The sequence below is a fragment of the Paraburkholderia kururiensis JCM 10599 = LMG 19447 genome (assembly GCF_003986935.1).
Classification (GTDB): domain Bacteria; phylum Pseudomonadota; class Gammaproteobacteria; order Burkholderiales; family Burkholderiaceae; genus Paraburkholderia; species Paraburkholderia kururiensis.
This window is the reverse complement of record NZ_RJZE01000002.1, coordinates 355,345-380,941: the sequence shown is the minus strand read 5'-3', so window position 1 is coordinate 380,941 and position 25,597 is coordinate 355,345. Positions and strand designations below refer to the sequence as shown.

The 25,597-nt window shown below is 64.2% G+C and carries 23 protein-coding genes; 12 read left to right on the top strand and 11 right to left on the bottom strand.

What is annotated here, in order from left to right; genetic code table 11:
* The first annotated feature begins 50 nt into the window (after positions 1–50).
* Both PKKP23_RS03825 and PKKP23_RS03820 read left to right on the top strand, forming a co-directional pair.
* Positions 51–785 carry a cupin domain-containing protein gene (locus PKKP23_RS03825; RefSeq protein ID WP_126875837.1) on the top strand — a complete coding sequence of 245 codons (735 nt, stop codon included), beginning with the start codon at positions 51–53 and terminating at the stop codon, positions 783–785.
* A 3-nt stretch (positions 786–788) separates the two neighbouring features.
* A complete protein-coding gene (locus tag PKKP23_RS03820) occupies positions 789–2,114 on the top strand; it encodes an NAD(P)/FAD-dependent oxidoreductase (RefSeq protein WP_126875836.1) in 1,326 nt (441 codons plus the stop codon).
* Positions 2,115–2,205: 91 nt separating this feature from the next.
* On the opposite strand, the gene PKKP23_RS03815 is transcribed toward PKKP23_RS03820, so the two are convergent.
* Entirely contained in the window at positions 2,206–3,126 is a 921-nt protein-coding gene (locus tag PKKP23_RS03815) for a LysR substrate-binding domain-containing protein (RefSeq protein ID WP_017777831.1), read from the bottom strand.
* A 123-nt stretch (positions 3,127–3,249) separates the two neighbouring features.
* Between PKKP23_RS03815 and PKKP23_RS03810 the strand changes: the two genes are divergently transcribed.
* From PKKP23_RS03810 to PKKP23_RS03775, 7 genes are all read left to right on the top strand, one after another.
* Positions 3,250–3,654, top strand: a complete 405-nt coding sequence (locus tag PKKP23_RS03810) for a RidA family protein (protein ID WP_017777832.1) — start codon at positions 3,250–3,252, stop codon at positions 3,652–3,654.
* 53 nt (positions 3,655–3,707) lie between these two features.
* A complete protein-coding gene (locus PKKP23_RS03805; RefSeq protein WP_126875835.1) occupies positions 3,708–4,610 on the top strand; it encodes a GNAT family N-acetyltransferase in 903 nt (300 codons plus the stop codon).
* Between the two features lie 122 nt (positions 4,611–4,732).
* Complete coding sequence (locus PKKP23_RS03800) at positions 4,733–6,010, top strand: NAD(P)/FAD-dependent oxidoreductase (RefSeq protein WP_126875834.1); 1,278 nt, start codon at positions 4,733–4,735, stop codon at positions 6,008–6,010.
* A complete protein-coding gene (locus PKKP23_RS03795; RefSeq protein WP_126875833.1) occupies positions 6,007–7,464 on the top strand; it encodes an aldehyde dehydrogenase family protein in 1,458 nt (485 codons plus the stop codon). The genes PKKP23_RS03800 and PKKP23_RS03795 overlap by 4 nt, the downstream gene beginning before the upstream one ends.
* A gap of 79 nt (positions 7,465–7,543) precedes the next feature.
* The gene (locus PKKP23_RS03790; protein WP_126875832.1) at positions 7,544–8,764 is read left to right on the top strand and encodes a M20 aminoacylase family protein; all 1,221 of its coding nucleotides are present in this window, start codon (positions 7,544–7,546) and stop codon (positions 8,762–8,764) included.
* Between the two features lie 180 nt (positions 8,765–8,944).
* Positions 8,945–10,111 (top strand): DUF4382 domain-containing protein, encoded by a 1,167-nt coding sequence (locus tag PKKP23_RS03785; protein ID WP_126875831.1) that lies wholly within the window; start codon positions 8,945–8,947, stop codon positions 10,109–10,111.
* 504 nt (positions 10,112–10,615) lie between these two features.
* Complete coding sequence (locus tag PKKP23_RS03775; RefSeq protein WP_126875829.1) at positions 10,616–11,896, top strand: NRAMP family divalent metal transporter; 1,281 nt, start codon at positions 10,616–10,618, stop codon at positions 11,894–11,896.
* Between the two features lie 67 nt (positions 11,897–11,963).
* Here PKKP23_RS03775 and PKKP23_RS03770 read toward each other — a convergent pair whose 3' ends face one another.
* Both PKKP23_RS03770 and PKKP23_RS03765 read right to left on the bottom strand, forming a co-directional pair.
* Positions 11,964–12,440, bottom strand: a complete 477-nt coding sequence (locus PKKP23_RS03770; RefSeq protein ID WP_017777839.1) for a hypothetical protein — start codon at positions 12,438–12,440, stop codon at positions 11,964–11,966.
* A 790-nt stretch (positions 12,441–13,230) separates the two neighbouring features.
* Positions 13,231–15,174 carry a diguanylate cyclase gene (locus tag PKKP23_RS03765; RefSeq protein WP_161978066.1) on the bottom strand — a complete coding sequence of 648 codons (1,944 nt, stop codon included), beginning with the start codon at positions 15,172–15,174 and terminating at the stop codon, positions 13,231–13,233.
* 422 nt (positions 15,175–15,596) lie between these two features.
* Between PKKP23_RS03765 and PKKP23_RS03760 the strand changes: the two genes are divergently transcribed.
* Positions 15,597–15,869, top strand: a complete 273-nt coding sequence (locus PKKP23_RS03760; protein ID WP_026122051.1) for a DUF1488 family protein — start codon at positions 15,597–15,599, stop codon at positions 15,867–15,869.
* A gap of 13 nt (positions 15,870–15,882) precedes the next feature.
* Here the strand turns inward: PKKP23_RS03760 and PKKP23_RS03755 are convergent, their stop codons facing one another.
* Positions 15,883–16,092: a hypothetical protein gene (locus PKKP23_RS03755; protein WP_017777842.1), complete on the bottom strand. Its 210-nt coding sequence runs from the start codon at positions 16,090–16,092 to the stop codon at positions 15,883–15,885.
* Positions 16,093–16,578: 486 nt separating this feature from the next.
* On the opposite strand from PKKP23_RS03755, the gene PKKP23_RS03750 reads away from it, so the two are divergent.
* The gene (locus PKKP23_RS03750) at positions 16,579–17,163 is read left to right on the top strand and encodes a Uma2 family endonuclease (RefSeq protein WP_081601942.1); all 585 of its coding nucleotides are present in this window, start codon (positions 16,579–16,581) and stop codon (positions 17,161–17,163) included.
* A 224-nt stretch (positions 17,164–17,387) separates the two neighbouring features.
* Positions 17,388–18,305 carry a sterol desaturase family protein gene (locus PKKP23_RS03745; RefSeq protein WP_126875827.1) on the top strand — a complete coding sequence of 306 codons (918 nt, stop codon included), beginning with the start codon at positions 17,388–17,390 and terminating at the stop codon, positions 18,303–18,305.
* On the opposite strand, the gene PKKP23_RS03740 is transcribed toward PKKP23_RS03745, so the two are convergent.
* The 7 genes from PKKP23_RS03740 to PKKP23_RS03715 form a co-directional block, all read right to left on the bottom strand.
* On the bottom strand, positions 18,302–18,571 hold the full coding sequence (locus PKKP23_RS03740; protein WP_017777845.1) for a hypothetical protein: 270 nt from the start codon (positions 18,569–18,571) through the stop codon (positions 18,302–18,304). The genes PKKP23_RS03745 and PKKP23_RS03740 overlap by 4 nt on opposite strands.
* 169 nt (positions 18,572–18,740) lie before the next feature.
* On the bottom strand, positions 18,741–18,896 hold the full coding sequence (locus PKKP23_RS34000; RefSeq protein ID WP_017777846.1) for a hypothetical protein: 156 nt from the start codon (positions 18,894–18,896) through the stop codon (positions 18,741–18,743).
* A 35-nt stretch (positions 18,897–18,931) separates the two neighbouring features.
* Complete coding sequence (phbB, locus tag PKKP23_RS03735) at positions 18,932–19,675, bottom strand: acetoacetyl-CoA reductase (protein WP_126875826.1); 744 nt, start codon at positions 19,673–19,675, stop codon at positions 18,932–18,934.
* Between the two features lie 182 nt (positions 19,676–19,857).
* Positions 19,858–20,430 (bottom strand): TIGR01841 family phasin, encoded by a 573-nt coding sequence (gene phaP / locus PKKP23_RS03730; protein WP_017777849.1) that lies wholly within the window; start codon positions 20,428–20,430, stop codon positions 19,858–19,860.
* 198 nt (positions 20,431–20,628) lie between these two features.
* Positions 20,629–20,826, bottom strand: coding sequence for a hypothetical protein (locus PKKP23_RS34895; RefSeq protein WP_026122052.1), 198 nt, complete (start codon positions 20,824–20,826; stop codon positions 20,629–20,631).
* Between the two features lie 521 nt (positions 20,827–21,347).
* Positions 21,348–23,699, bottom strand: coding sequence for an ATP-dependent DNA helicase (locus PKKP23_RS03720; protein ID WP_126875885.1), 2,352 nt, complete (start codon positions 23,697–23,699; stop codon positions 21,348–21,350).
* 5 nt (positions 23,700–23,704) lie between these two features.
* On the bottom strand, positions 23,705–25,540 hold the full coding sequence (locus PKKP23_RS03715) for a VRR-NUC domain-containing protein (RefSeq protein WP_168724520.1): 1,836 nt from the start codon (positions 25,538–25,540) through the stop codon (positions 23,705–23,707).
* Between the last annotated feature and the right edge of the window lie 57 nt (positions 25,541–25,597).

The window sequence follows — 25,597 nt, the reverse complement described above, 5'->3', positions numbered from 1 at the left end:
CGCACAATTGCGCGCATCAACGATGAGCCGTGCCGTCGACAGGAGAAAAAGTGACCACAGCATTCATATTGCACCGTGCCGACGGAGCGCCTTGTTCGACCGTGTTCCGCAGACAGGCATTCGGTGGGAACGACCCATTCGCGCAGCATCGGGAGATCGCATGGGAGGGGCCCGACTCGATGGTCGCAGGTCGTATCGACTTCGTTGGCGAGGTTGACGTACCGAGCTTTCCGCACATTGAAACCATCGTGGTCGTGGAAGGCGAACTCACGCTGGAAGCGGCCGGAATGGCACCGTTAGTGCTCGGCCCACAGGAGGGCGCCGTTATCGGAGGCGGGACCGCACTTCGGGTGAGTGCCGGGTCCCGAGCACGCTTCGTATTCTGCGCGGCCGATTGCCAGAGCCCTACGCGACGCGGCCTTTTTCCCTTGCGCGCCGACGCCGACTTCAAGCCGTCTTCATCGCTGCCCGCGGAGCTGCTGCTGGGCGCGGCCCCCCAATGCCGCAGCGACAACGTCTTCACCGAGGAGGGCGCAGAGTACCGCGCCGGTACGTGGGATTCGACGCCTTACCATCGAATTGTTCGCGCGCATCCCGTGAACGAGTTCATGCAGCTTCTGGCCGGCAGCGTGCGGTTCGCTGCCCCTGATGGCAGTGTGCTGTCGCTCGGCACGGGCGACGCGCTCTTTGTGCCTCGCGGTACGTCGATGGGATGGGAAAGCAGCGATCACGTGGCGAAGTTTTACGTTGTCCAAACTGTCCGCGCTTCAATCGAACGAGATTAAATCATGTCGCCTCCGCTGCGCCACATACAGACTTCGCCCACGCTGCCAGCCGCCGCCGACGTGGTTGTGATCGGCGGCGGCGTGATCGGGGTCTTTGCTGCCTACTACCTGGCTCAACGCGGGGTTTCAGTCGCCCTGGTAGAGAAGGGGAGGATTGGAGCCGAGCAGTCAAGCCGCAACTGGGGCTGGTGCCGGCAGCAGAACCGTGACGCTCGCGAATTGCCGATGGCCAGCAAGAGTCTCGATCTGTGGGAGCGATTCGCTCGCGAATCGGGCGAAGATACCGGCTTTCGCCGCTGCGGGCTGCTGTATCTCAGCAATGACGACGCCGAGTTGTCCCGTTGGGCCAGTTGGGGCGACTTTGCAAAGACCGCTGGGGTGACCACCTACATGCTCGATAGCCAGCAGGCCACCCAGCGGGGCGGCGCGACTGGCCGAGTCTGGAAAGGCGGTGTTTTCTCGCCCAGCGACGGCACCGCCGACCCCGGCAAGGCCGCGCCGGCCGTGGCCGTTGCACTCATGAAGCTTGGGGGCAGCGTCACCCAACAGTGCGCGGCCCGAGGCATCGAGCTGGAGGGCGGGCGGGTTGCCGGTGTTGTCACCGAAGCCGGTGTCATCAAGACGAAGACGGTTGTGCTCGCGGGTGGCGCGTGGGCGTCGTCGTTCTGCCGCCAGCTCGGCATTCGTTTTCCTCAGGCGTCGATTCGCCAGTCCATCCTCAGTGTGTCGCCTGTAGAAGGTCGCGTGCCGGATGCGCTATTCACCTCAGGCGTATCGATTACCCGCCGCAGCGATGGAGGCTACGCGCTGGCCATCAGCGGGCGGGCACGCGTGGATATGACGCCTCAGTTGCTGCGGTTCGCTCCGCATTTCGTGCCCATGTTTGCGAGGCGCTGGCGCAACCTTCTGCCGGGAGGGCTGGAAGGTATTCGCGGCGGTCATGAAATGCTGAAGCGGTGGCGGCTCGACGTACCAACACCCATGGAGCGCGTGCGCATTCTGGACCCGAAGCCTGATCGGGCGACAGTGGCCGAAACGCACCGCCGCGCGGTCGACCTTCTGCCTGAGCTTCGCGAGGCCAGAATCACGCATGCCTGGGCCGGTTTCGTCGACAGCACGCCGGACGGCGTGCCAGGAATTGGAGAGGTGCCAGGCGTACCGGGACTCATCCTGGCAGCGGGCTTTTCGGGGCACGGCTTCGGAATAAGCCCTGGCGCCGGCCATCTGATCGCGGATCTCGCAACGGGCACTGAACCGATTGTGGACCCCGTACCGTATCGGCCCAGCCGGTTCGCCAATTCCGCATGGGGCAAGGTGGCTGATTTCTAGCGCGAAGGTCGACGGTAGGCGTTCGCCGCGAATGCCGGCTCAACAGCAGGAAGGCGGGTCGGCGGGTTGGCGGGCAATGTTCCGTGCCGGGTCAATTCCGCCAGGGCACCGGGTGGAACGCCTGCTTCGCGGCCTCCAGAAATACCCGCTGACGGACGGTCAAGCCCTGACGCGTGGGCGTAAGCGCCATGATCGGTGCGGGTTCAAGGCGCCACGCGGGCAAGACCCGCTTCAGTTTTCCCTCTGCGACTAGCCGTGCGCAGTCCCATTCGGATCGCGCGACAACGCCAAGGCCGTCAACGGCCCAGTCGCGAACCACGGTGCCGTCGTTCGACGACAATGCGCCGTTCAACCGAACCGTGACGGCTTTGCTTACGCGTTTGCCCGCAGCATCGTGCTGAGTGAAACGCAGACGGGTCACGTCTTCGTCGTTCTCCCGTAAGGTCAGATATGCGTGCCGTGCGAGTTCGGACGGATGCTTGAGTTTCGACAGGCTACGCGCAAGCGCGGGGCTCGCGCAAAGGAAGCGGTCGTTCGGGGCCAGGAAATGGCCTACCCAGGAAGACCCTTTGATGTGGCCGATGGAAACGACTACGTCCGCACCCGACGCGGCGGAGAGCGGACTTTCGACGAGGATCAGCGAGATCGCCAGATTCGGATGCGAGCGATACAGGTCTCGAACGAGCGGCCCGACATATTCCCTGCCGAACCCGAACGGTGCCACCACGCGTAAATGCCCGCTTACTCCGCCCGATTCTCCCGAAACGCGGGACGGAATGGACTCGATTCGCTCCAGGATGTCGATCGCTTCCTGAACCAGGCGGTGGCCTTCGTCGGTGAGGGAGATGCCTCTGGCCGCGCGCGTCGCGAGGTTCACGCCCACACGTTCTTCGATGCGCTGAAGACGTACGGTGACCGCGGGCGGCGTCAGGTTCAATAACCTTGCCGCGGCCGCAAGCGATTGCGATACGCCGAGCGCACGGAGCAACTGCATGTCTTCCAGCTGGAGCATTAAGGGTCCGTTAACGGTCAATTCATTGGAGATTAAACACGACAAAAATATTTTTTTCTATAGTGGGTCGCATTCACGTGGCCATCTCTGTGGGCAGCGTGCTTTCTACGTGGAGCGGTCGTCATGGATCAGCATGAAAACGGTGCGCAGTGGCCCCAGACAATGAATCCCGCTGGGCTGGCAACGCCGGGTGGCCACTACAGTCACGTTTCGGTCGCGAATGGTCTGGTCTTTGTGTCGGGACAACTTCCCATCGATGCTGCCGGCCGAAGGCTCACGGACGCGTCTTTTGAAGCTCAGGCCGACCAGGCTTTGGCAAACCTGGCTTGCGCACTTGCCGGTGCAGGCAGCGATGTCAGGAAACTTGCCCAGGTTCGTGTCTACATCGTCGACATCGAGCATTGGGCGAGTTTCAACCAGATCTATGCACGCTGGGCGGGCGATGCGCGGCCCGCTCGCGCCGTGGTGCCGGTTCCTGCATTGCACTTCGGTCTGAAGATCGAAATCGAAGCGGTCGCGGCGATATAGGGCGGGGCGGTTCGATTCGTGACGGAACGAATATATTTGGCAGGACAGATCAAATGAAACGGGAATCCATTGCGAGCGTTCCGTCTTCCACGGCGGGTATTCGGTATCGAACGTTTACCCCGGCCGATGTGCCCGCGGCCCACGCGCTTTCCATGGCGCTTGCCTGGCCATACAGGCAGGAAGACTGGCAATTCTCCGCTGAGACTTCGACGGGATTCGTTGCTGAAGAAAAGGGTGTCGTCATTGGCACGGCGATGTGCTGGAAGTTCGGCGCGGACCGGGCCTCTCTCGGGCACGTGATCGTGTCGTCCCGGCACCAGGGCCGGGGCGTCGGCCGCGAGCTGATGAAGGCGGTGCTCGACGAGTTGGGGCCGCGCGTCACCTTCCTCCATGCGACGCTGGCTGGTCGCCCCCTCTACGAAAAGCTTGGCTTCAGCGAGTGCGGATGGTTGGATCAATGTCAGGGGAGCGTCGACAAGGCTGTTCCAGTCGCGTTGCTGGATGGCGAGCGGCTGCGTGCGGGGACTTCTGCCGACTTCCCTTACCTCGTCGAACTGGCCTCGCGCGCGTGCGGTCTGGAGCGTCGTTCGCTCTTGATGGCATTGCTCCAGCGCGGCGAAAGCGTGTTGCTTGAACGCGATGGCGAGATCGTCGGATTCTCGGTGCTGCGCCGTTTTGGCCGGGGGCATGTGATCGGCCCTGTGGTTGCGCTGCGTTCACAAGACGATGCACGCGCAAAGGCGTTGATCGGCCATTGGCTGACCGCACGCGAGGGCGAGTTCATTCGCATCGACGTCCCTGTTGAAACAGGTTTGACCGGCTGGCTAAGCGAGCAGGGATTGAAGCGAGTGGACACCTGTCCGAAGATGGTTCTGAACGCGTCTGCCACTGAACACCGTGGAGCGCCCGACCCGGTCTGCCGGCTGTATGCGCTGGTGAGTCAGGCCATGCTTTAGGTTTGCGCTGCGAACGGCGGCTCCGAAGCCACGAATTTGCCGCCGACTTTTAAGCACCGCTTTTGTTGCCCGTGCGCATGGTTCGGGGTTTGAGCACCAATGCGCCTGCTTTGGAGTGTGTGATGCATCTGGGTTCTTACTGGCTGGATACCTCCGAGCCCTTCGCCGGCAGCACGCCCGAGATCGCCGGTGGAGAATGCGACGTCGTCGTGGTGGGCGGTGGAATCACGGGCTCGGCAGCTGCACTGGCGCTGGCAAAGAAAGGTGCGCGCGTCATTGTGTGTGAAGCAGGAACCGTGGGACAGGCTGCGTCGGGCCGCAATGGCGGCATGTGCAACAACGGCTTTGCGCAGGACTACGCGTCGCTCTCGCAGCGCATTGGCACCGAACTGGCCAACCGGTTGTATCGCGCGTTCGACGCCGGTGTCGATACGGTCGAGCGGCTGGTTCGGGAAGAGTCGATCGATTGCGATTTCGTGCGCAGAGGAAAACTCAAGCTCGCAGCGAAGCCCGAGCATTACGACAAGCTGGTGCGAAGTCAGGCATTGCTCGCCGCGGGCGTCGACCCGGATACGCGCGTCGTGACGAAGGCCGAGCTTCGTAGCGAGATCGGTTCGAACCGGTATCACGGCGGATTGATCCTGGAGAAGAGCGCGGGGATGCACGTGGGGCGTTATGTTCGCGGTCTCGCGAAGGCTGCGCAGGCACGTGGCGCACACATCCTTGAACACGCGCCGGTGCTAGGTTTGCAGCGCGAAGCTCGCGGCGCATACGTGGCGCGAACGCCGCATGGAACGATCCGCGCGTCACAGGTGTTGCTCGCAAGCGGCATCTCGCAGGTGGGACCATTCGGCTGGATTCGGCGCAGGATCGTGCCGGTCGGCGCTTTCATCATCGTCACCGAGCCGTTGTCGCAAGAGCTGCTCGACCGGTTGCTGCCAACTCGCCGGATGGCGACCGATACCAAAAACTTCGTCAACTTTTTTCGTGTCACGCCCGACAACCGGATGCTGTTTGGTGGTCGCGCGCGTTTCGCGACGTCGAACCCTGCGTCCGACGAAAAGAGCGGACTGATTTTGCGCGCTCAAATGGCCACGGTGTTTCCGGAACTGGCAAACGTGCGCGTGGACTATTGCTGGGGCGGCATGGTCGATATGACGGCCGACCGCCTGCCGCGCGCGGGGCAGAAAGACGGCATCTACTATTCGATGGGATACAGCGGCCACGGTACGCACATGGCCACGCTGATGGGTACGCTCATGGCGGAAATCATGGATGGGCGCGCCGACCTCAATCCGTGGAACGACTTCGCCTGGCCTGCTATTCCCGGTCATTTCGGCAAGCCATGGTTTTTACCGCTGGTGGGTGCCTGGTACCGGCTCAAGGACACATTGCAATGAATTCACCTGTTCGTCACCTGATGCAAGCTGGAAGGCTGGATCGGTTCTACATCGACGGGGAATGGACGGTGCCCGACGGCACCGACCGAATCGCCGTGGTTTGCCCGTCTACCGAAGACACGGTCTGCGAGCTCGCTGCTGGAAACGAACGCGATGTGGACCGGGCAGTACGCGCCGCGCGCAGGGCCTTCGCTTCGTGGTCCGTAACGTCGCCGCAACAGCGTGCGGCCTTGCTCGACCGCGTTCATGCCTTGGTACTCGAACGTGCGGAGTTGTTTGCCACGGCACTGGCCACGGAAATGGGCGCGCCGATCAGTTATGCCCGTGGCGCGCACGTACCATTTGCGGCCGAACACATTCGGGTCGCGCGCGACAATCTGGCAAATTACCCGTTCCGAACGCAGCGAGGAACGACCGCGATCGTGCGCGAGCCCATCGGCGTGTGTGCGCTGATTACGCCATGGAACTGGCCCATTTATCAGATCACAGCGAAAGTGGGCCCGGCGCTCGCGGCGGGGTGCACCGTGGTCCTGAAACCCAGTGAACTCTCGCCGCTCAGCGCCCTGCTCTTTGCAGAGGTGATTGCGGACGCGGGCGTTCCCGCGGGCGTATTCAATGTGGTGAACGGAACGGGCGCGGTAGTGGGCACATCGCTTTCGTCTCATCCGAAGGTCGACATGGTTTCGATCACCGGTTCGACACGTGCTGGTGTGCTGGTTGCGCAAGCGGCGGCACCCACCATCAAGCGCGTGGCGCAGGAGCTCGGCGGCAAGTCGCCGAACGTTGTGCTGCCCGATACCGATCTGTCGCGCGCCATCGCGCCTGGCGTTGCCGCCGCGTTCCGCAACATGGGCCAGTCGTGCAGCGCACCCACGCGGCTCATCGTGCCGCGCGGCGCGCTGAAGCGCGTCGAGGAACTGGCCGTCGCAGCCACACGGCAGATGATTGTCGGCGACCCGTTCGTCGAGGCGACCACGCACGGACCGCTGGCCAATCGCGCGCAGTTTGACCGCGTGCGCCAGATGATCGAAGCGGGTATCGACGAAGAAGCGACGCTGATTACGGGCGGCCCCGGAAGACCCGCAGGATTCGGCCGAGGCTTGTATGCGCAGCCCACGATCTTTTCCGACGTGCGCACCGATATGACCATCGCCCAGCAGGAGATATTTGGTCCTGTACTCGCCATCCTTCCTTACGATACCGTCGAAGAAGCGATCGCCATCGCGAACGACACGGTGTACGGGCTCGGCGCGCATGTGCAAGGCACGGACAAGGCACTCGTGCGTTCGGTGGCTGCGCGCATCCAGTCGGGCCAGGTGCATCTGAACTATCCGGCATGGGACCCGCAGGCGCCGTTTGGCGGCTACAAGCAATCGGGGAACGGTCGCGAGTATGGGATCGAAGGTATGGAGGAGTACATGGAGGTGAAGTCGATCGTCGGGTTCTACGATTAAAGCGGCGCCCACGCCTCGCGCGATCACAGTACAGAATTGAAGTCATTTGCTTGCTAAAGGTGCCGAGATGGTGCCGAGATTGGAACCCTCCGTGATTCCCGAGACTTCGTTGAAAACGCATCACGCGCACTGGGCGAAATTGCGACGTGACCTGCATGCCCATCCCGAGTTGCGATTCGAAGAGCACCGAACCGCCGACGTGGTTGCCCGCGAGCTCGAAGCCTTGGGCTATGCCGTGTCGCGCGGGCTGGGCGGTACCGGTGTGGTCGCGAGCCTGCCTGGCGCGTCGGCCGAGTGGGGAATCGTGCTGCGCGCCGATCTGGATGCATTGCCGATACGGGAGGCCAACGATTTCTCGCATGCATCGTGCGCGGATGGCGTCATGCATGCTTGCGGGCACGATGGGCACACAGTGATGCTGCTGGGTGCGGCGCGCATCCTGAAGGAACTGCCGCAGTTGCCTGGCACCGTTCACTTCGTGTTCCAGCCGGGCGAAGAGGGCGGGGCCGGCGCGCGCAAGATGATCGATGACGGGTTATTCGAACAATGCCCAACGCAAGCGGTGTTTGGCATGCACAACTGGCCCGGTTTGCCGGCGGGACATTTCGGTTTGCGCACGGGTCCCATCATGGCTGCCGGCTCCAGATTCAGGATCACGATAACGGGCAAGGGGGCGCATGCGGCGCAGCCGCATCTGGGCCTTGATCCCATCCCGCTCGCCTGCTCGATGGTGCTGCAGTGCCAGACCATTGCCGCGCGGCACAAGGACCCTGCGGATCCTGCTGTTATTTCCGTCTGCATGTTCCATGCGGGCGATACGGACAACGTCATTCCGGACAGTGCCGAGCTGCGGGGTACGATCCGCACGTTGTCGTCGGGGCTGCAGCAGCAATTGCAGCGAGACATCGAGCGCATGTGCGAAGGGCTGGCTTCGGCCTATGGCGCGCAGGTCGAGGCTACTTTTTTTCAGTACTATCCCGCGACGATCAACACGCCGAACGAGACGGCGTTGTGCGAAGCGGTGATTCGGCAGACGTTTGGAGAGGCCTGTCTTGATAGCGACGTCCCGCCGAACATGACCTCCGAAGACTTCGGTTTCATGCTGGAAGAGCGGCCCGGCGCGTACGTGCTGATCGGTAATGCCCCGACGGGAATGGCTGCGCCCGGCCTGCATCACCCGAAATACGATTTCAACGATGACATCATTCCCGTAGGCGTCCGGTATTGGGTTGCATTGGCGCAGCGTTATTTCGCTATGGCGCAGGGGAAGGGCGTGCAGCGGCCGGAATTTTCCAATTAAGACCGGGACGGAAATTGGGCTAGCCTCACTAAGCGGCCCAAGAAGCGACCCAGGCGACCTTTGCGCAACCCCAACTTCGCCGCCATTCCAACAAGTTACGCTTTGTTTCAAAGTGCAAAAGTTGCGGCTTTCGCGGCAACGTATTCTTCCGGCACCACTCACAAAACAACAGGTGTTGCCATGAATGACTGGAGGAAGACACTGCTTGCTGCTGCTTTTGCATCGGCGGCATTAGCCGCGTGCGGCGGAGGGGGTGGAGGGGGAGGTGGCACGCCGACCGGTACCGTCAACGTTCAGATGACCGATGCGCCTTCGTGCGGCTTCGATCACGTCTATGTGACGGTCAGCCAGGTGCGTATCAATGCGAGTTCGAGCGCGGGCGACAACGACAGCGGATGGACCAACATTACGCTTGCCACTCCGGAGAAGATCGATCTTCTCTCGCTCACCAACGGGACGATGGCCACACTTGGGCAGGCGTCGCTTCCTGCCGGGCAATACCAGCAGGTGCGCCTCGTGCTGACCCAGAACCAGGGTAATACGGTGGCCAATTCGGTCGTGGTTTCAGGCACGACCAACGAACAACCGCTGGCCACGCCGAGTGCGACGCAGAGCGGCCTCAAGATCATCCGGCCGTTTGACGTGGCCGCGAACGCGACGGTCGATCTCGTTCTCGACTTCAACGCCTGCAAGTCGGTCGTCCAACAGGGCAACGGTTCCTACACGCTGAAGCCCGTGATTACGGCGACGCCCACCAACGTGGCCGGCATCATCGATGGCTATGTCGCGCCGGCCGAGGCGGGCGCCACGGTGTACGCGGAGCAGAGCGGCAAGATGATCAGCGGAACGGTTGCGGACAGCACGGGGCATTTCGTTTTCTCCACGCTCGTGCAGAGCTCCACGAACGGCAATTACGACATCGTCATTGCGCAGCCCAACGAGACGACGGGCATCATCACGTCGGTACCGGTCGTGGTCGGGGCAACGACGCACGTGTCGACTTCGTCGGCGCCCGTCACGTTGCCGGCCTCTACGATGAATACGGTGAGCGGCACAGTGACGGCATCCGCGGATGCGAGCCTGCGTGCGCTGCAGAAAACGTCGTCGGGCACCTATGAGATTGCATCGGCCAACGCCAATCTCGATACGGGCGCCTATACGACGAGCTTGCCGGTCGCGGCCCCGATGGTGGCGGCCTATACGGGCACGCTGCCGGTCGCGTTCGCTGCGGCTGCGTCGTCGGCCGGTCAGTACACGATAGAGGCCGATGCGGCGTCGGGCGCGACGCAGTCCACGGCGGTCAGCATCACGAGCGGCAGTCAATCAGGCATCAACTTCACTTTCTGACAAACAAGGCGTAACGGAGGGGCATGCCCCTCCTCGCGGGGATTCCATGAAAAAACTCATCGCAGTCGCCGCCGTGGCGACGGGCATGTTGGCAGGTTGCGCGGTGTACGTGCCGGACGCACCCGGCGTAGTCGTTCACCCGCAAGGCGGCCCAGGTAACGGATTCTGTCCACCGGGGCAGGCCAAGAAGGGCAACTGCTAGAGAAGTAAGGCAGAAAAACGAAGGGCGCCGCTGGCGCCCTTCGTTTTTGCGTCGCTGGGACGCTCAGGCTTTGTAACCGATAGTAAGTTATGCGTACGCAATATGTGCCGAGGTGCGGTGCGTCATGCAGTTCCGCGCGGCTCGATCACGCCTCGGGGAATTGCATTGGACAACACAATAATGTGCGCCGCGGCCCCATGCTGTCCGTTCTCCGACGCAAGCGTGGCGAATGACTGCACCGAGCGCCCTTCACGGGAACACGCATTGCGAGGATCACGCCACACTGTGCTCGGGACCCAACGATGGACAACGTGCGCGAACCAGAAACCGCCGACACGGCGAACCCGTTCTGGCTGAAGAGGCTGGGCCCCGGCCTGATCACCGGGGCGGCGGACGACGACCCGAGCGGTATCGGCACCTACACGCAGGCGGGTGCGCAATTTGGCTTCAGTCTGCTATGGACCGTGCTGCTCACCTATCCGCTGATGGTGGCAATCCAGATGATCAGTGCACGGATCGGGCGGGTGACCGGCAGGGGGCTCGCATCGAACATCCGGCAGTTCACGCCGCGCTGGGTCGCGGTGCTTCTCGTGTTGCTGCTCGTGGCGGCGAACACGATCAACATCGCGGCGGACCTCGCGGCGATGGGAACGTCGGTGCGTCTGGTGACGGGCGGTCCGCAGCAGCTCTATGTGGTCGTGATCGGCGTGGTTTCCGTCGTGCTGCAGGTTTTCGTGCCCTACGAGCGGTATGCGCAGATACTCAAGTGGCTCACGCTGGTGCTCTTCTCGTACGTTGCCGTGGCACTCGTCGTGCCTATCGATTGGCGCGAGGTGGCGGTGGCCATCGTCCATCCGCAGGCAACGCTCTCCGCGGATTACCTGACCGCCGTGGTCGCCGTATTCGGCACGACGATCAGCCCGTATCTGTTCTTCTGGCAGGCGTCGCAGGAGGTCGAGGAGATGCGTGCGGCCCCGGGCGACGCGCCACTCAAGCACGTGCCGCAACAGGCCGCCGCCCAGTTTGCGAGGATCAGCGCGGACACCTGGACCGGCATGGCCGTCTCGAACGGTATCGCGTTCTTCATCATGCTCACGGCGGCGTCCACCCTGCACAGCCATCACGTCGAGATCAAGACATCGGCCGACGCTGCTCGCGCGCTTGCACCGATCGCCGGCAAATGGGCGTCGCACGTTTTTGCGCTGGGCATTCTGGGCACGGGGCTGCTTGCGCTTCCGGTGCTCGCCGGGTCGGCTGCGTACGGGATGGCCGGCGTGTTCCGCTGGCGCAGCAGCCTTGCGCTGCGCCTCGTGCTCGCGCGCGAGTTCTACGCGGTGATTGCGGTCGCGATTCTGGGCGGCGCCGCCATGACCTTCTTCCACTTCGATCCGGTGAAGGCGCTCTACTGGAGCGCCGTGATCAACGGTGTCGCTGCCGTGCCGGTCGTGATCGTGGTGATGCTGATGGGCACGAACACCCGCGTGATGCGCGAGTTTGCGGTGACGGGATGGCTCAAGACCGCTGGCTGGGCGGTGGCCGGCATCATGGCGATCGCTGCGGCGGGTACGCTGCTTCCGGGTTAGACACCGCGCCGCGCGCTTCGCTATCGGCGTAAACGGTAGCTATGCCGCTGCAACGCCGCGCATGTTGTTACTTCGAGCCGGCTGCGATGCGCTCGCTGAGGAACCGCGGGAACCCGTTCTGCGTGGCGACGATCTTTCTGGCGCAATCGTCGTAGTCGGAGCCCATGGCGCGGTTCGGGCCGTACATGCCGCGGCATTGCGCGTAGAGCGTGATGGTGGCGCCGCCACTATGCGGCACGCGCGTCGCGGAAAAGGTGGCCTTGCCCGATCCGCCGGGCACGTCGGTATCGATGGTTTCGCTGCTGGTGCTGACGATTGACGTGGCCGAGCGCTGTGCGATGTAGTCGCGCGTCAGCGCCCAGGCCTTGTCGCACTGCGATGCGTCGCGGCATGAGACCGTTGCGGCCCGTTGCGCCGCTTCCAGCGCATCTTCGGTGCGATTGAAATCGCGCTCGCGCTGCGTGTCCTTGTCGGCCGACGACATGCAGCCGGCAAGCGCGAATGCAATGGATGCCGCGAGCGCGGCGGCGATGATGGTCCTCACGGATCGAACTCCCCAGTCTGGTTCGACCGCGATTATAGAGCGCGAGGGGAGGGTGCCGCGATTGGCGCCCGGTGCAGGATGCACGAATGGATACGGCCGCTCGCGTCCTTGCGGATTCGAGCGGCCCGAACTGCGTACTCAACTACATGCTGAACTGCGTGCTGCCTTGCTTGCTACAACCGGTACTACAGACTGCAACTGCTTCGTGCAACAACAGCGTCAAATACGTGAAACGGACTGCCACAACAAACCGCCACAACAAACCGCCACAACAAACCGCCACAACAAACCGCCACAACAAACCGCCACAACGAACCGCCACAACGAACCGCACCCCACGGACAACAACCCATCACAACGAACCGCGACTACGCAAACTCACAACAACGAACTACCGCTACGCAAATCCACCACAACGAACTGCCACTGCACAAACTCACTCCAACGAGAAGCCACTGCACAAACTCACTGCGTGTTACTGCAACTTCAAGACTGCACGTGCTGCAACTGATATCAACGGTACTGGTTCACAACACCACCGGAGGGGAGCCGGGGATGGAGCCGATGTCGCGCTCCATGGAAAACAGTGTAGGCGCTGCGCACGCAATCCAATTGGTCGAAAGGGGCAAGGTATGGCGGCTAATTTGGGCAATTGATCGAAGCCGGGTGCAACGGCGCAAGTCCTGGCGTACCTGGCGTACCTGGCGTACCCGAGTCCCGGCACAGCACAACATCCCCACAGCGGGCCGCAGGGCGGTCCGAACCTTTAGCCGCTATCGCATCAGTGCACTCAAACCTCGGCCGTCAGCCATCCCTGACTGGCAATGCGGTTTCTGCCGAGGCGCTTCGCCCGATACAGCGCCGCATCGGCTGCGCCCACCAGCATGCGGACGGTGACCTCTGCGCCGCCCCTTGCGGCCGCCACGCCGACACTCACCGTCACCGTTTGCCGGTTGCTCGCCGCGTGCGGAATGCGCTGCAGCTCGACGCCGCAGCGAATGCGTTCGGCCGTCTCGAGAGCGTCATCAGGATCGCTTTCACCGAGGATGATCGCGAACTCTTCGCCGCCGTAACGCGCCGCCATACCGGTGTGCGGCACTGCGGCTGCAATGGCGCTCGCCACGGCCCGCAGGCAGTCGTCTCCGGCCTGATGGCCGTAGGCGTCGTTGTAGGCCTTGAACTCGTCGATGTCGACGAGCAGTAGCACGACGCCCGCACTCGCATTCGCCGCGTCGGCCGAAAGCAGGCTGCGCTTGAGCTCGATGTCGAAGTGGCGCCGGTTATAGAGCCCCGAGAGGCCGTCGACATAGGCAAGACGTTTGAGCTCGATCTGCTCGGCATCGCGCCGCTGGTCTTCGAGTGTGCTGGCGTTGATGTCGCGCATGGTGAACGCGAGCGCGTCGAACGGGCGGTGCGGGGGCGTGAACGCCGGCGAAAGCAGGCTCTGCATCCAGATATGCGAGCCATTGGCGTGCCGCGCGCGGTAGCGGATCGCGACTTCGCCGCGGTCGCACTGCACGGCTTCGATTGCGGACTCCACAGCGGGGCGGTCCGCCGGATGAACGAGGCCGAGCACGCCTGTGCCCATGAGCGCAGCCGGCAGGTAGCCGAGCTTCGACTGAACGCGCGGCGATACGTAGGTCACGGTGCCGTTCAGCGAGAGTTGCATGACTACGTCGTCGGCGTTTTCGGCCAGCGCGCGGTAGCGCTGTTCGCTTTCACGCAGCAGATCGAGCAGCTTGCGGCGTTGCGCCTGGAGTGCGTTGATAGGAAACGCGATACCCAGGGCCGCGAGCACGAAGAGCTGCAGCGCGAGGATGCGGGCGTGATTCGACTCGTGATGAGGCTCGATCCACAGCGCGCCCTGGCCGTGGATCGTGAAAGCCATCGCAATCGCAATCAACAGCAGCACGCCGACGAACACCGCGGCGAGTTCGGCCTCGAATGCGAGCACGGCCACGGGCGGCAGCGCCCAGTACGTGAGGCGCCAGGTGCCCTGACTAAAGACGGCAAGCGCAACCACGGCGAGCAACGCGAGCAACGCAAGCGTGCGATTGCGCCGTTCCGAGCGCCAGAGCGCGCGCAATTCGCCGGAGAAGAACACAAGCGCCGCGGGTGTGAAGATCGTCATCCCGAGGGCGTCGGCGACGACCCAGTCGCGAAACGAGGAGAACGGATGGGCGCCGAACCGCGCGTGAAGCAGCGACACCGCAACGGCCCCGGATGCGACCGGCGCGAGCGCGACGGCGCCTGCCACGAAGCGCAGGCAGCGACGCGGCCGCGCCAGTTCGGCGGTGCACGCAACGCGCGGTGCGAAGAGCAGTGCGATGACGACCTCGACGATATCGGCCGCCATGAACGAAGAAGACACGTAGAGGGAGTCGCCCCGCGCCAGGTTGGCGCCGAGAAAACCCAGCGCGCCGCCCAGCAGCACATGGAGCCGGCACGGTTCGCGAGCCGCGAGCGCCTGCGCGAGCAGTACGCCGTTGGCCACCCAGATCGGCAGCACTTCGCCCGACATGGCCCTTGCTGCGCCGCTGCCGAGGCAAATCAGAAAGACGAGTACGGCGGCCAGCGCGAATGCGCCGAGGCGTGTGTCCCGTGCGGGCGGCAAAGACGCGGCAGCGGACCGCGCATCGTCCGCAGCGTCGGGCGGCGCGAGTGGCGCAGTGGCCGCGGCGACGTCTGCGAAATCGTATTGCGCATCGGCGACTCGCCGGAGTTCATGCAGCATGCCTGCTCCCGATTCAGCGGTCGCCCTCTGTTTGTCCATATTCTGTGCACGCTTTAACCGATGTATACGGCATGCGCCGCCGGTTATTTAGGCTGATGAATACGCAATCGCGAATACGACAAGGTGCCGGGGAAGTTTCGAATGGGACTTGAGACGCGTGGCCGGACGATCGTCTTTACCTTGTTTGCCGTGCGCGCAGTGAGGGCATGACGGCACTTTTACCGCTTGCTCGAACCGCTTGCCCTGCGCGGTTGTGCGGGCGATATGCACGCCGCGTGCAACGTCGCGCGGCCAGCTGGTTTTGCTTGAGAATGAGGTTGTCTCGCCTGTACGATATGGTGCAGGTGAGGTGCAGGTGAGGTGCAGGCGGGGTGCGGGTCGGGGCGCAGGTCGGCCAAAAAAAATTCTGGCGAGTTCTCATCGTGGAAACCCTTGAACGTGAACCCGGCGTTTCGCCGGATGGACGCACTGTGGTCTTTTTCCTGTCGAGTCGAGGTCGCGACATCGAATGCGCCATTACGCGCGACGCACTCGAACAGCATTTCTGGGTACAGCCGGGCGACAGCGAATTGCGCGTTCTCAAGGCATTTACCGATGGTCGCAAACGCATCGTCGCCGTCGCCGAGCGCAAGGTGCTCACGCATCCCGGCGAGCGGGTCGTGCTGACCGTCGCCGACTTCGGCGTGCGCAAATAGCCCGCTCGATCCTCTACTGCGATTCGAGCGCGTCACAGCGCGCCTGGGCGGTCTCGTCCGGGTACTGGTCGCGATACGCGTCGAAGATCTCTGCGCACAGTTGCGCAAGCGCCGCCACGTTGACGGCCTGATCCGCATGCTCGACTTCCCTCGCGCCCAGTATGTCGTCGAGGACCGGAGCAAGACGGCGCAGTCGATGAAAAGTCGCGTCGTCGAGTTTCATGGTGGACCTCCGGTAGGTGGCGCCGGACGGTGGCAAGACATGCTGTGCTGCTGTGCCCGCCGGCGAGCCTTGGTGTTCGCGTGATGCATGAGCGGCACGTTCCAGCCGTACACCGTGGAACGGCACCGAGATGGCCGGCATGGTTGCCATCCATCCTCGCGGGAACCCGCCAGGCCGGTTTCGGCGGCAGCCCCCGGTGATTCGGCGTGTCGCAACGTGCGCTCGTCAAATGGCGGCTGTCGCGCCGCACAACGAAGTCTCTACGTCTTCGACTTCGAATTCGGACCCCATTTTTGAGTCATGCGGGTGGCGGCTCTGCGGCACATAATGCAGACCGGCTGCACGGAAGCGTCCATCAAAACCCCCGCTTGAAGGGCCTCGAAGCTACGTTGAGCATACCCTGGATTGTGCGCTGCACACATACTTAATAATTGTTAAGAGGCGGGTAGAGGGTATACGCTTAGGTGACTTCCCGACGAGACGCTTATGGGTACGCCTTCTCTTCTGGACCGCAATGGACTGTTAGCCTCCTGGCACCGGCTCGGTGCGGATGCGGGCTGGACTGCACCAAGCGGGCATGAACGGTATGAAGTCGACGAGGCCGGTGAAGCGGTGATCCATTCCCCGCCGTCCGCGCGGCGGCAGATCGTGCTCACGGACGCCTATTGCCAGCTCACCGAACAGATCGGCCATCTCGCCGTGATGTCGGCTGCGGTGACCACGCCCTCGTATGGCATACGAATCGCCGACGTCGTCTGGATGCCGTGCGAGAAATGGGAAACGTTCGACCGGGACGCGCCCGTGCCGTTCGTTCCCGACCTGTGCGTCGAAGTGCTGCTCGATCGCGACCGGCGCGACGACGTGGAACGCCGCGTGGCCGCCTATTTCGAGGGCGGCTGCAGCGAGGTGATTCTCGTGGATGCACGCGGCCAGGTGCAATTCTGGGGCGCGAGCGGACGCCGGCAGGCGTCGGTATTCGGCATCGTGCTCGCGTTCGATCCTCTGTATTTCGAGCTCGCCCACGGGGCGACGGCGGAGCCTCACAGCCGCGACGCCCGCTTCGGCCGCTGAAGCCTCGGTGTGGTGGCGTGGCGGCTATGTGCTAGCCGTCGCGTGCGGCTTGCCGCTACGCCGGCTGCCGCACACGCTGCGGCATCGTTCCGCACCGGGTCAGTTTCTCTGCAAGGGCAGGCCGGTCCCGCTCAAGATTCCCCACCATCTGCCGACACTCAGACAGACAACGAGGCATTCGCCACGCGCCGCATCGTGCGCGCCGCAAGGGGACGAAAACGACAATGAGCAACGGCTTCTCCGCCGACGCGGCACACTGGCTCGCAGCCCTGCCGGCAGATTTCCTCGCTTCGCTGGCGACGGCAGGCGCCGTGCTCGGTGTCGCAATGGCGATCGAGGCACGCGTTCCGCATGCGCAGGCGGCCTCTGCAAAGCATGCGTGGTTCAACGTCCGCTACATGATCGCCATGCTCGCGGCGCTTGCCTTGTTGCGACCGTTCGCGCTTGGTGTTTCCCTGGCGCTTACGCGGGCGCTCGGCGGCGGATGGGTGACGTTCCGCGAGGGCGTGGTGGGCTGGTGCGAAGCCTTTGCTGCCGTGCTGTTGATGACGGATCTGCTCGAATACCTGTTTCATCGCGCACAGCACCGGTTCGCGGTGCTGTGGCGCATGCACGAACTGCATCACAGCGCGCCGCATTACGACGTCACGCTCGGCTACCGGCACTTCTGGCTGGAGCCGGTCATCAAGACCGCGCTGCTGTATCCGCTTGTCGGAATCGTATTCAAGGCGCCCACGAGCGTGGGGATGGCGGTGGGCATGGTGTTTCTCGTGAACCACCACGTGGCGCACCTGAATCTGCGGTTCTCTCCGCGGCGGTTCGGTCTCGTCGTGAGCCATCCGCAGTATCACCGGCTGCACCATTCGCGGCATGCTGCCGACTACAACCGCAATTTCTGCGACCTGCTGCCGCTGTGGGACATGGTGTTCGGCACGCTGCGCCGGCCGCGGCCTGACGAATTCGTCGAGATCGGTCTGGATTCGCTCGCGGCGCCACAGAGCATCGCTGATGCGTTGCTGTGGCCCTGGCGCCGCGAGTCATATGCGTCGCGTGCCTTATGTGATTCAGGCGAGGCAGGCGATTCAGTCGATTCAGCGGCATCGGCTGTGCCCGCCGTTGCCGCGCTGCTGGAGCGCCGTTAGCCGCGCTCGCCGGTATCGGGACTGACCTGTGCCGCGCCTTCGAGGAAGCGCCGCGTCGCTTCGAACGACTGCAGCATCTGGTCGGGCCATGGCGTCTGCAGCATGACGGCCTGGTGGTTTTCGAACGCGGCCGAGAGGAGTTTCGCGAGTTCCGGCGAGCGCAGGTGCCGGAGCAGCACGCTGACCGCGATGGCGGTCGCCTGGCTCGCGCCGGCTGTTTGCAGTTCGGAAGTAGTGAGTGCGGCGAGCTGTTTGTTGATGTCCATACGATTGCCTTCAGGTTTCGCTGCGCCGATCAGCCGGCGCAGCGGCCCGATTTTGCCACGGACGGTGGCCCCGGACCGGCAGGGCGGCGGCTCGTGCGTGCCGTGGCCGTGGCCCGGGTCCGTGCCCCGATGCGCCGCGACGGCCGCTCACGATGGCACGCGGCAGCGCTCAATGCCGCCCGTGTCGCCAATGCCGGCGCACGTCGATCAGCCCGAGCCCCAGTTTCTTGCGCCGCCACTGCTCCAGACGGTAGTGTCCCGCGACGAAGATCGCGGCCATGGCGAGCGCGCACGATCCCACGACGATAGCCGTCGTTTCGTTCATTGCAGCCCTCCGTAGACGGTTTAGCGTACGCGCCGTTACTGGAGATACTGCCCGCCGTTGATGGCGATGTTCGCGCCCGTCACGAACCCGGCCTCGCGCGAGCACAGATAGGCGACGAGCGCCGCGACTTCGTCTGGGTCGCCCAACCTGCCCACCGGAATCTGCGGGATGATCTTCGTTTCGCGGATTTCTTCGGGCACGGCCATCACCATCTTCGTCGCGATGAAGCCGGGCGACACGGTGTTCACCGTGACGCCTTTCTTCGCCACTTCGAGCGCGAGTGCCTTCGTGAAGCCGTGCATGCCGGCCTTCGCGGCCGCATAGTTGGTCTGCCCGAAGCCGCCCTTGCTGCCGATGATCGAGGAAATGTTGACGATGCGCCCCCAGCCGCGCTCCACCATGCCGTCGCATACCGGCTTGGTCATGTTGAACACGGAGTCCAGGTTGGTGCGCAGCACGGCGTCCCAGTTGACCTTGTCGAGCTTCTTGAAGCTCGCATCCCGGGTGATGCCGGCATTGTTGATCAGGATGTCCACCGGTCCCACTTCGCTCTGGATCTGCGCGACGCAGCGCGTGCAGGAGTCGAAGTCGGCCACGTCCACCGGATAGGCGCGGAACTGTCGGCCTTGCGTCTCCATGCGGGCGAGCCAGCCGGAGGCGTCGGTGTTGCTGGGGGAGCAGGTGACGACCACGGCGTAGCCCGCGTCGTGAAGCCGGATGCTGATCGCTTCGCCAATACCGCCCATGCCGCCCGTCACTACGGCGATCTGCTTTGCCATCGGTTTTTCCTCAAAAACGGCTGCACCGGGAGCAGGCGCTCGCGGCACGGCCTTGGGTCAATACGAAATTCGCATCGGCGCGAGCGAGGCGCCGGTGCCCCGATATGCAATCAGCTTGAAATAAGGAATCCTGCCTTTGCAGGACGAAACCAGCAGCACGGGCGTGAGCGCCCGTGCTTCGTTTAGCGCTTTGCCGTGCCGGCGGCGGCTTGCTCGGCGCTGCGCCGCGCGGCCTTCGAGGCGGCGGTGGTGAGTGCTTCGAGATTGCTTTCGGTGACCTGCATGGCCTGCTTGCTGGCTTTTTGCAGCGTGTCGTAGAGCGTGGAGGTGGTGCCGATGGCCGACTTCCATGCCGCGATGGCCGCCTCGGACCCGGCCGGCGCGCTCTTGCCGGCTTCTTCCACGAACGCCTGGAAGCGTCCGTTATAGCGCTCGTATTGCCCCTCGGCGATCTGCGCGAGCGAGCCCTGAGTGGCCGACGCGATGTCGAACACATGGCGGCCGTAGGCCATGACCTTCTCGGTGAGCGGCGCGACGAGCGCGGCTTGCAGCGCGACCCATTCCTGCGGGTTGGCCGAGCACTCGACCGCCTTGAGCGCATTGCCTTGCGCTTCGGCGAGATTCGACTTCGCCGCCTGCAGGTTCAGCGCAGCGAGCTTTTCCATGCCTTCGAAGAGCGTGTTCGCAAACGCGAAGAACGCGTCGGCATTAGCTTTCTGTGCGGTAACGATCTGGTCCTGACCCGGTAGAGCCATGATGAAACTCCTCTAGAGCCGGTGCCACGCGAGCCGTTGACGATAGCGGCGCGCAGGGCGACGGCGGGTGGCGATGTCGGAACGCCGATGCACGGCATGCATGGACGTCACGAGCGATGAAAGCTGATCGAACTTCGTGTACAGCAAGGCGGTGGCGCCGAGTCAGGGCGGCGCCGCCGCGCGCGAACGCTGTGCCTTTCAATGCGAGCGGTCGAACGCCTTGAGAAAGGAGTCGCCGTCGCTCGTCAAGCGGGCGCGACGTTGGCCGCAGGCCAATTCTTCGAGCGAGACGAGCTGCCGTTCGAGCAGCGCGTCCAGTTCGGCGCGGCTGAAATCGACCTGGTCCGGCGCCTCTTTAACCAGCATCAAAGTGGCAAATTCATGTGGACTCAGCATTGCGTCTCCAGTCTCAAGCGTGCCGGGTTGGCCGGGTTTGTCGGGTTTGTCGGGTTTGTCTTTTCCCAGGCAGGAATTACCTGAAAGCCAATGGGCGAGGAAAAATCGGGTAATTCCGGTAAATCGGCGTATCTCGGCAACGGGAGTGCCATGATAACCGCACAATTTTAGAATGCAATATCGGCGGTACATTTTCTTGCACCCGGACAAAACGCCGCCGTATTAATCGAACGGGCGTACGCGCGCGCGGGCAGACCCTGTCGGGCCGAGCGTGGTGCGTCGAGTAGTTATGTATGATGAATTCAATTCAAATCGAATAATAGCACTTTATTGCCCAGAAAATGCTGCCGAATGGGTTTTAATGTAGGGCTGAATTGAGTAACTTTTATTACACGGGTGCGGAGTTCGTCTCTGATCGGTTATGCATATCCGAATGGGCGGGCATTCGCCCGCCGACGGAATTTATGCTCACCTTTTCGTAATCGCAACGGGAAGCGGCAACGCGACCGCTCAGGCGCGCTTCAGGGCTGCAGCGTGGCGCCCGTAGCGCCCGTAGCGCGACTCGCTTTGACGGACCACGTCTGCACACGCCACCACGCGGGCAGCAGCGCGCGCACGTCGGCACGTGCAAAGCGGTCGTCAAGCAGATACACCACGCCGCGATCTTCCGGCGTGCGGATCACGCGGCCTGCTGCCTGTACTACTTTGCGAAGACCGGGAATGAGATACGCATAGTCGAAGCCGGCGCCATAGAGCTGTTGCATGCGCTCGCGCATCTGCTCGTTGACGTCGTTCACCTGCGGCAGGCCCAGCGTCGCGATGAAGGTGCCGATGAGCCGCGTGCCGGGCAGATCGATGCCCTCGCCGAAGGCGCCGCCGAGTACCGCGAAGCCTACGCCGCAGCCGTCAGGCACGACGCGCGCGATAAAGGCCTGTTGCGCCGCTTCGTCCATCGTGCGCGACTGCTGCCAGACCGGCACATGCGGATAGCGCGACGCGAAGGCGTGGGCAGCGCGTTCCAGGTAGTCGTAGCTGCTGAAGAAGCACAGGTAATTGCCGGGCTGCCGCGCGAACTGGTCGCCCACCCGGTCCGCAATGGCGGCAAGCGACCCCTCGCGGTCGCGATAGCGCGTCGAAATGCCATGCGTCACGTAGACGTCGAGCTGCGCCGCGCTGAATGGCGAGCCGATATCGATGCTCACGGTCTCGTCAGGCAGGCCGAGCATGTCGGCGTAGTAGCCCGAGGGCGCGAGCGTGCCCGAGAACAGCGCGACACAATGCGCCTGCGCCATGCGCGGCCGCAGCGCGCCGGCCGGCACCACGTTGCGCACGCACAGCGTGGAGCGCTTGCTGCGCGCGCCGCGCACCGGGTGCGGCGGGGCGAGCGTGATGTCGAAGAGCGAGTGCTTGTCGAAGCGCTCGGCGAGGCGGGCGAAATGCAGGGCGTCGAAGTAGAACCGTTCGAGTTCGGCGTCGTGCGGCTGCGGATGGTCCGCGAAGTAATCGCCGATCGTGGCGCAGGCCTGCTCGAGCGCGGCGATGAATTCGGCTGGCAACGTGTCGCCTGCGCGATACGACTCGTGCTGGTCGGCGTGCAGCGCGTTCCAGCGCCGATGCACGCGCATGAGCGCGCTCGCGAGCGGCTTGGGTGCGCCACGCCGCACGGCGTCGAGCCGGGTCTGCGCGAGTTCGGCCGAGTACATGCTGCGTGCGCGGTCGGGCAGGTTGTGCGCCTCGTCGACGAGCACGCCGACGCGCCAGCCGTTCTGCGCGCCCAGCATGGGTAGCAGGGCGCTCACGTCGAAGTAGTAGTTGTAGTCGCCCACCACGACGTCGCTCCAGCGCACCAGCTCCTGGCTCAGGTAGTACGGACATACGTCATGGTCCAGCGCCACCGCGCGCAGCGCGGCGCGGTCGAGCCGGCCTGCGGCGACAGCGGCGCTGCGCGCGGCGGGCAGGCGGTCGTAGAAGCCGCGCGCAAGCGGACACGACTCGCCGTGGCAAGCCTTGTCGGGATGCTCGCAGGATTTCTCGCGCGCTACGAGTTCGACGATGCGCAACGGCAGGGCCGCGGTTGCGGCGCCGGCAGAGCCTTCGACCTGCGCCTGCGCGAGCTTTTCCAGCGTATCGAGCGCCACCTGTCGCCCCGAACTCTTCGCGGTGAGGAAGTAGATCTTGTCGAGTCCCGCGCGCGGACACGCCTTCAGAAGCGGAAACAGCGTGCCGATGGTCTTGCCGATGCCCGTGGGCGCCTGGGCGAGCAGGCTGCGCCCGCTCACCGCGGCGCGATAGACCGACTCCGCGAGCGTGCGCTGGCCGCTGCGAAAGTCGTCGAAAGGCAGGCGCAGCGCCGTGAGCGCGGCGTCGCGCGCGGCACGATGCGCCATCTCTTCGCGGGCCCATGCGAGAAAGCGGCCGCAGTGGTCGTCGAAATGCGCCTTGAGGGCGGCCGCGGTGGCGGTCTCGGTCAGCACGGTTTCCCGCTGCGAGCCGATGTCGTAATAGACGAGTGCCAGTTCGATGGCATCGAGCCCGAGTTTCTCGCACAGCAGCCAGCCGTAGATGCGTACCTGCGCCCAATGCAGCGCGCGATGGTTTTCGCGCATCGCATTCAGGTCGCCGCGATAGGTCTTGATCTCTTCGACGCGCCGGGCCAGCGGATCGTAGCCGTCGGCGCGTCCGCGCACGGTGAGTTCGCCCCACGTGCCGGACACAGCGACCTCGGTCTCGTAATGCGCGGGGCGGCGGCCGGCGACGGCGAGATGGCCGGCGCGTCCTTCGTCCGCGGTGGGCGACGGCGTGAAGCGCAGGTCGAGGTCGCCGCGCTTGGCGGTGTACTCGCACAGCGCGCGCACGGCGACGGTCCAGTTCACGCAGTTCACGGCAGCGGCTCGCTGGCAGCCGCAGCGCTGCCGGGCGCGGCTTCGGCCGCGGTCTGTGCCGCTTCTTCCCAACGCACGTGCAGCACCGACACCGGCATGCCATGCGCGGCGCAGTATTCGAGCCAGCGCAGCTGGTTGTCCTGCAGACGGTCGCCAGGCCCTTTCACTTCGATCAGCGCGTAGCGCCGCTCGGCAGGCCAGAAGCGTACGAGATCGGGCAGGCCCGAACGGTTCGTCTTCAGATCGGCGAGCAGCCGTTCGAACCATAGCCGCAGATGGGCCGCCGGAAAGCAGTGCAGCGCGAGGTCGAGCAGGTCGGGCGTCAGCATGCTCCACGCGACAAAGGGCGACTGCATGCCGGCTTTCGCCGCAAAGTTGGCCGTGATGGTCTGCACGTACTCGCCCGTTTCGAGTTCGGCGAGACAGGCGGCGAAGAGCGCCGCGCGCCGGGCGACGAAGTCGGGTGCGTGCAGATCGGCCGGGCCGCGCTGGAACGGGTGGAAGAACGCGCCCGGCAGCGGCGCGAAGACGGCACGCCAGCACAGCAGGCCGAAGAGCGCGTTGATGAGCGTGTTCTCGACGTAGAAGGCCGGCGCGTCGGCCGAGGAAAGTTGCTCGCAGGCAATGTCTTCGACGCGCGTCGGCTGCTCCGGCGCCGGCACCTGTAGCTCGTCGCGTACGACGGACGAGCCGAAGCCGCCATCGTGCCGGCGCAAGCGGTTGCGTTGCAGGCGCGCGAGCGTGCGGGCGTTGCGCTGGGCTTCCTCTTCGCTCTCGGGGGCTGTGGCGATCTGCTGGGCGAGAACCAGCGCATCGCTGCGGCGGCCCAGCGCTTCGAGCACGCGCACGCGCCGGTAGCGGGCGCCCGGATAGCGGCAACGCTCGTAGACGTGCAGCGCCAGATCCCATTGACGGTAGCGCTCGCTCTGCTGGCCGATGGCGAAGAGCAGCTTCTCGCGACGCGTCTGGAGCCAGGGGTTATGGCTCGCGCAGCCTTCGGCGGCTTCGATCAGTGCCATGAGCGCGTGGGGCTCGTCCGCGCTTTCGAGCGCGTCGCGCAAAGCGTCGAGCGCGAGATAGACCTCGACGTCGGCACGCTCCTGAAACGCTCGGGACGTGCTGTCGAACGGCACTGTCTCGTAGCGCAGCACGCCCAGGTCGGCGAGCACGAATTCCGACCAGTCTTGATGAAGGTTGCCGAAGAAGAGCAACCGCAGGCGCTCGCAAAGCGGCGCGACGGCGAGATGAAAGACGTGATCGTCCGCGCTGGGGCGCCAATGGCGGTAGGGGCGGCAGGTGCGGCAGGTGCCGTGTGCGGTATCGGTGCGAGGCGTGTCGCTGCCCGCATCGGATAGCACGTTGGCCACCAGAGCTTCGACCAGCGCAGTCTTCGTCATGCGCCCATGCCCTGGCGGCAGCCACGCGGTGGGCAGATCCCGACTCAGGTCCGCTACGGCCGTCACAACAGACGGTAATTCGCCGCGCGTGAGCAGCGCGGCGAGTTCGTCGACAGCAAGCAGCGGGTCCGAATCGATCCAGCCGAGCGCGACGAGCGGTTGCGCGGCCGCCATGGGGCAGCCAATCTCGTCGTAGCGCAGCCGGCTCGTGCGAAAGAGCGGACCCCGGCGCATGAGCATGCGCGTGAGAAGCGCCTGGGAAGGCTGCGCGAGCGTGGAGAAGCGGTCGATGAAGTGCCGCTCCTCGACGCCGAGCAGGTCGGCTGAGCGCGCACCGATCCACGCGAGCGCCCGCTGGAAATTGGCCAGGTAATAGAAGGAGACGGAGAAGGAGGAGGTATCCGGGACAAACGGAGCCGGGAGGGTCGAGCGCACGTTGCGACAACTGTATGGATATACAGCTATGATAGCAGCCGTCGCGCGCGAGGCGGC

Excerpts from the sequence above, each read along its gene's own strand:
- PKKP23_RS03765 (WP_161978066.1), bottom strand. The coding sequence starts at position 15,174 with ATGCTGCATGAACTCCGGCGAGTCGCCGATGCGCAATACGATTTCGCA.
- PKKP23_RS03800 (WP_126875834.1), top strand. The coding sequence starts at position 4,733 with ATGCATCTGGGTTCTTACTGGCTGGATACCTCCGAGCCCTTCGCCGGC.
- PKKP23_RS03745 (WP_126875827.1), top strand. The coding sequence starts at position 17,388 with ATGAGCAACGGCTTCTCCGCCGACGCGGCACACTGGCTCGCAGCCCTG.
- PKKP23_RS34000 (WP_017777846.1), bottom strand. The coding sequence starts at position 18,896 with ATGAACGAAACGACGGCTATCGTCGTGGGATCGTGCGCGCTCGCCATG.
- PKKP23_RS03740 (WP_017777845.1), bottom strand. The coding sequence starts at position 18,571 with ATGGACATCAACAAACAGCTCGCCGCACTCACTACTTCCGAACTGCAA.
- PKKP23_RS03810 (WP_017777832.1), top strand. The coding sequence starts at position 3,250 with ATGGATCAGCATGAAAACGGTGCGCAGTGGCCCCAGACAATGAATCCC.
- phbB (WP_126875826.1), bottom strand. The coding sequence starts at position 19,675 with ATGGCAAAGCAGATCGCCGTAGTGACGGGCGGCATGGGCGGTATTGGC.
- phaP (WP_017777849.1), bottom strand. The coding sequence starts at position 20,430 with ATGGCTCTACCGGGTCAGGACCAGATCGTTACCGCACAGAAAGCTAAT.
- PKKP23_RS03755 (WP_017777842.1), bottom strand. The coding sequence starts at position 16,092 with ATGAAACTCGACGACGCGACTTTTCATCGACTGCGCCGTCTTGCTCCG.
- PKKP23_RS03750 (WP_081601942.1), top strand. The coding sequence starts at position 16,579 with ATGGGTACGCCTTCTCTTCTGGACCGCAATGGACTGTTAGCCTCCTGG.
- PKKP23_RS03795 (WP_126875833.1), top strand. The coding sequence starts at position 6,007 with ATGAATTCACCTGTTCGTCACCTGATGCAAGCTGGAAGGCTGGATCGG.
- PKKP23_RS34895 (WP_026122052.1), bottom strand. The coding sequence starts at position 20,826 with ATGCTGAGTCCACATGAATTTGCCACTTTGATGCTGGTTAAAGAGGCG.
- PKKP23_RS03775 (WP_126875829.1), top strand. The coding sequence starts at position 10,616 with ATGGACAACGTGCGCGAACCAGAAACCGCCGACACGGCGAACCCGTTC.
- PKKP23_RS03805 (WP_126875835.1), top strand. The coding sequence starts at position 3,708 with ATGAAACGGGAATCCATTGCGAGCGTTCCGTCTTCCACGGCGGGTATT.
- PKKP23_RS03815 (WP_017777831.1), bottom strand. The coding sequence starts at position 3,126 with ATGCTCCAGCTGGAAGACATGCAGTTGCTCCGTGCGCTCGGCGTATCG.
- PKKP23_RS03785 (WP_126875831.1), top strand. The coding sequence starts at position 8,945 with ATGAATGACTGGAGGAAGACACTGCTTGCTGCTGCTTTTGCATCGGCG.
- PKKP23_RS03820 (WP_126875836.1), top strand. The coding sequence starts at position 789 with ATGTCGCCTCCGCTGCGCCACATACAGACTTCGCCCACGCTGCCAGCC.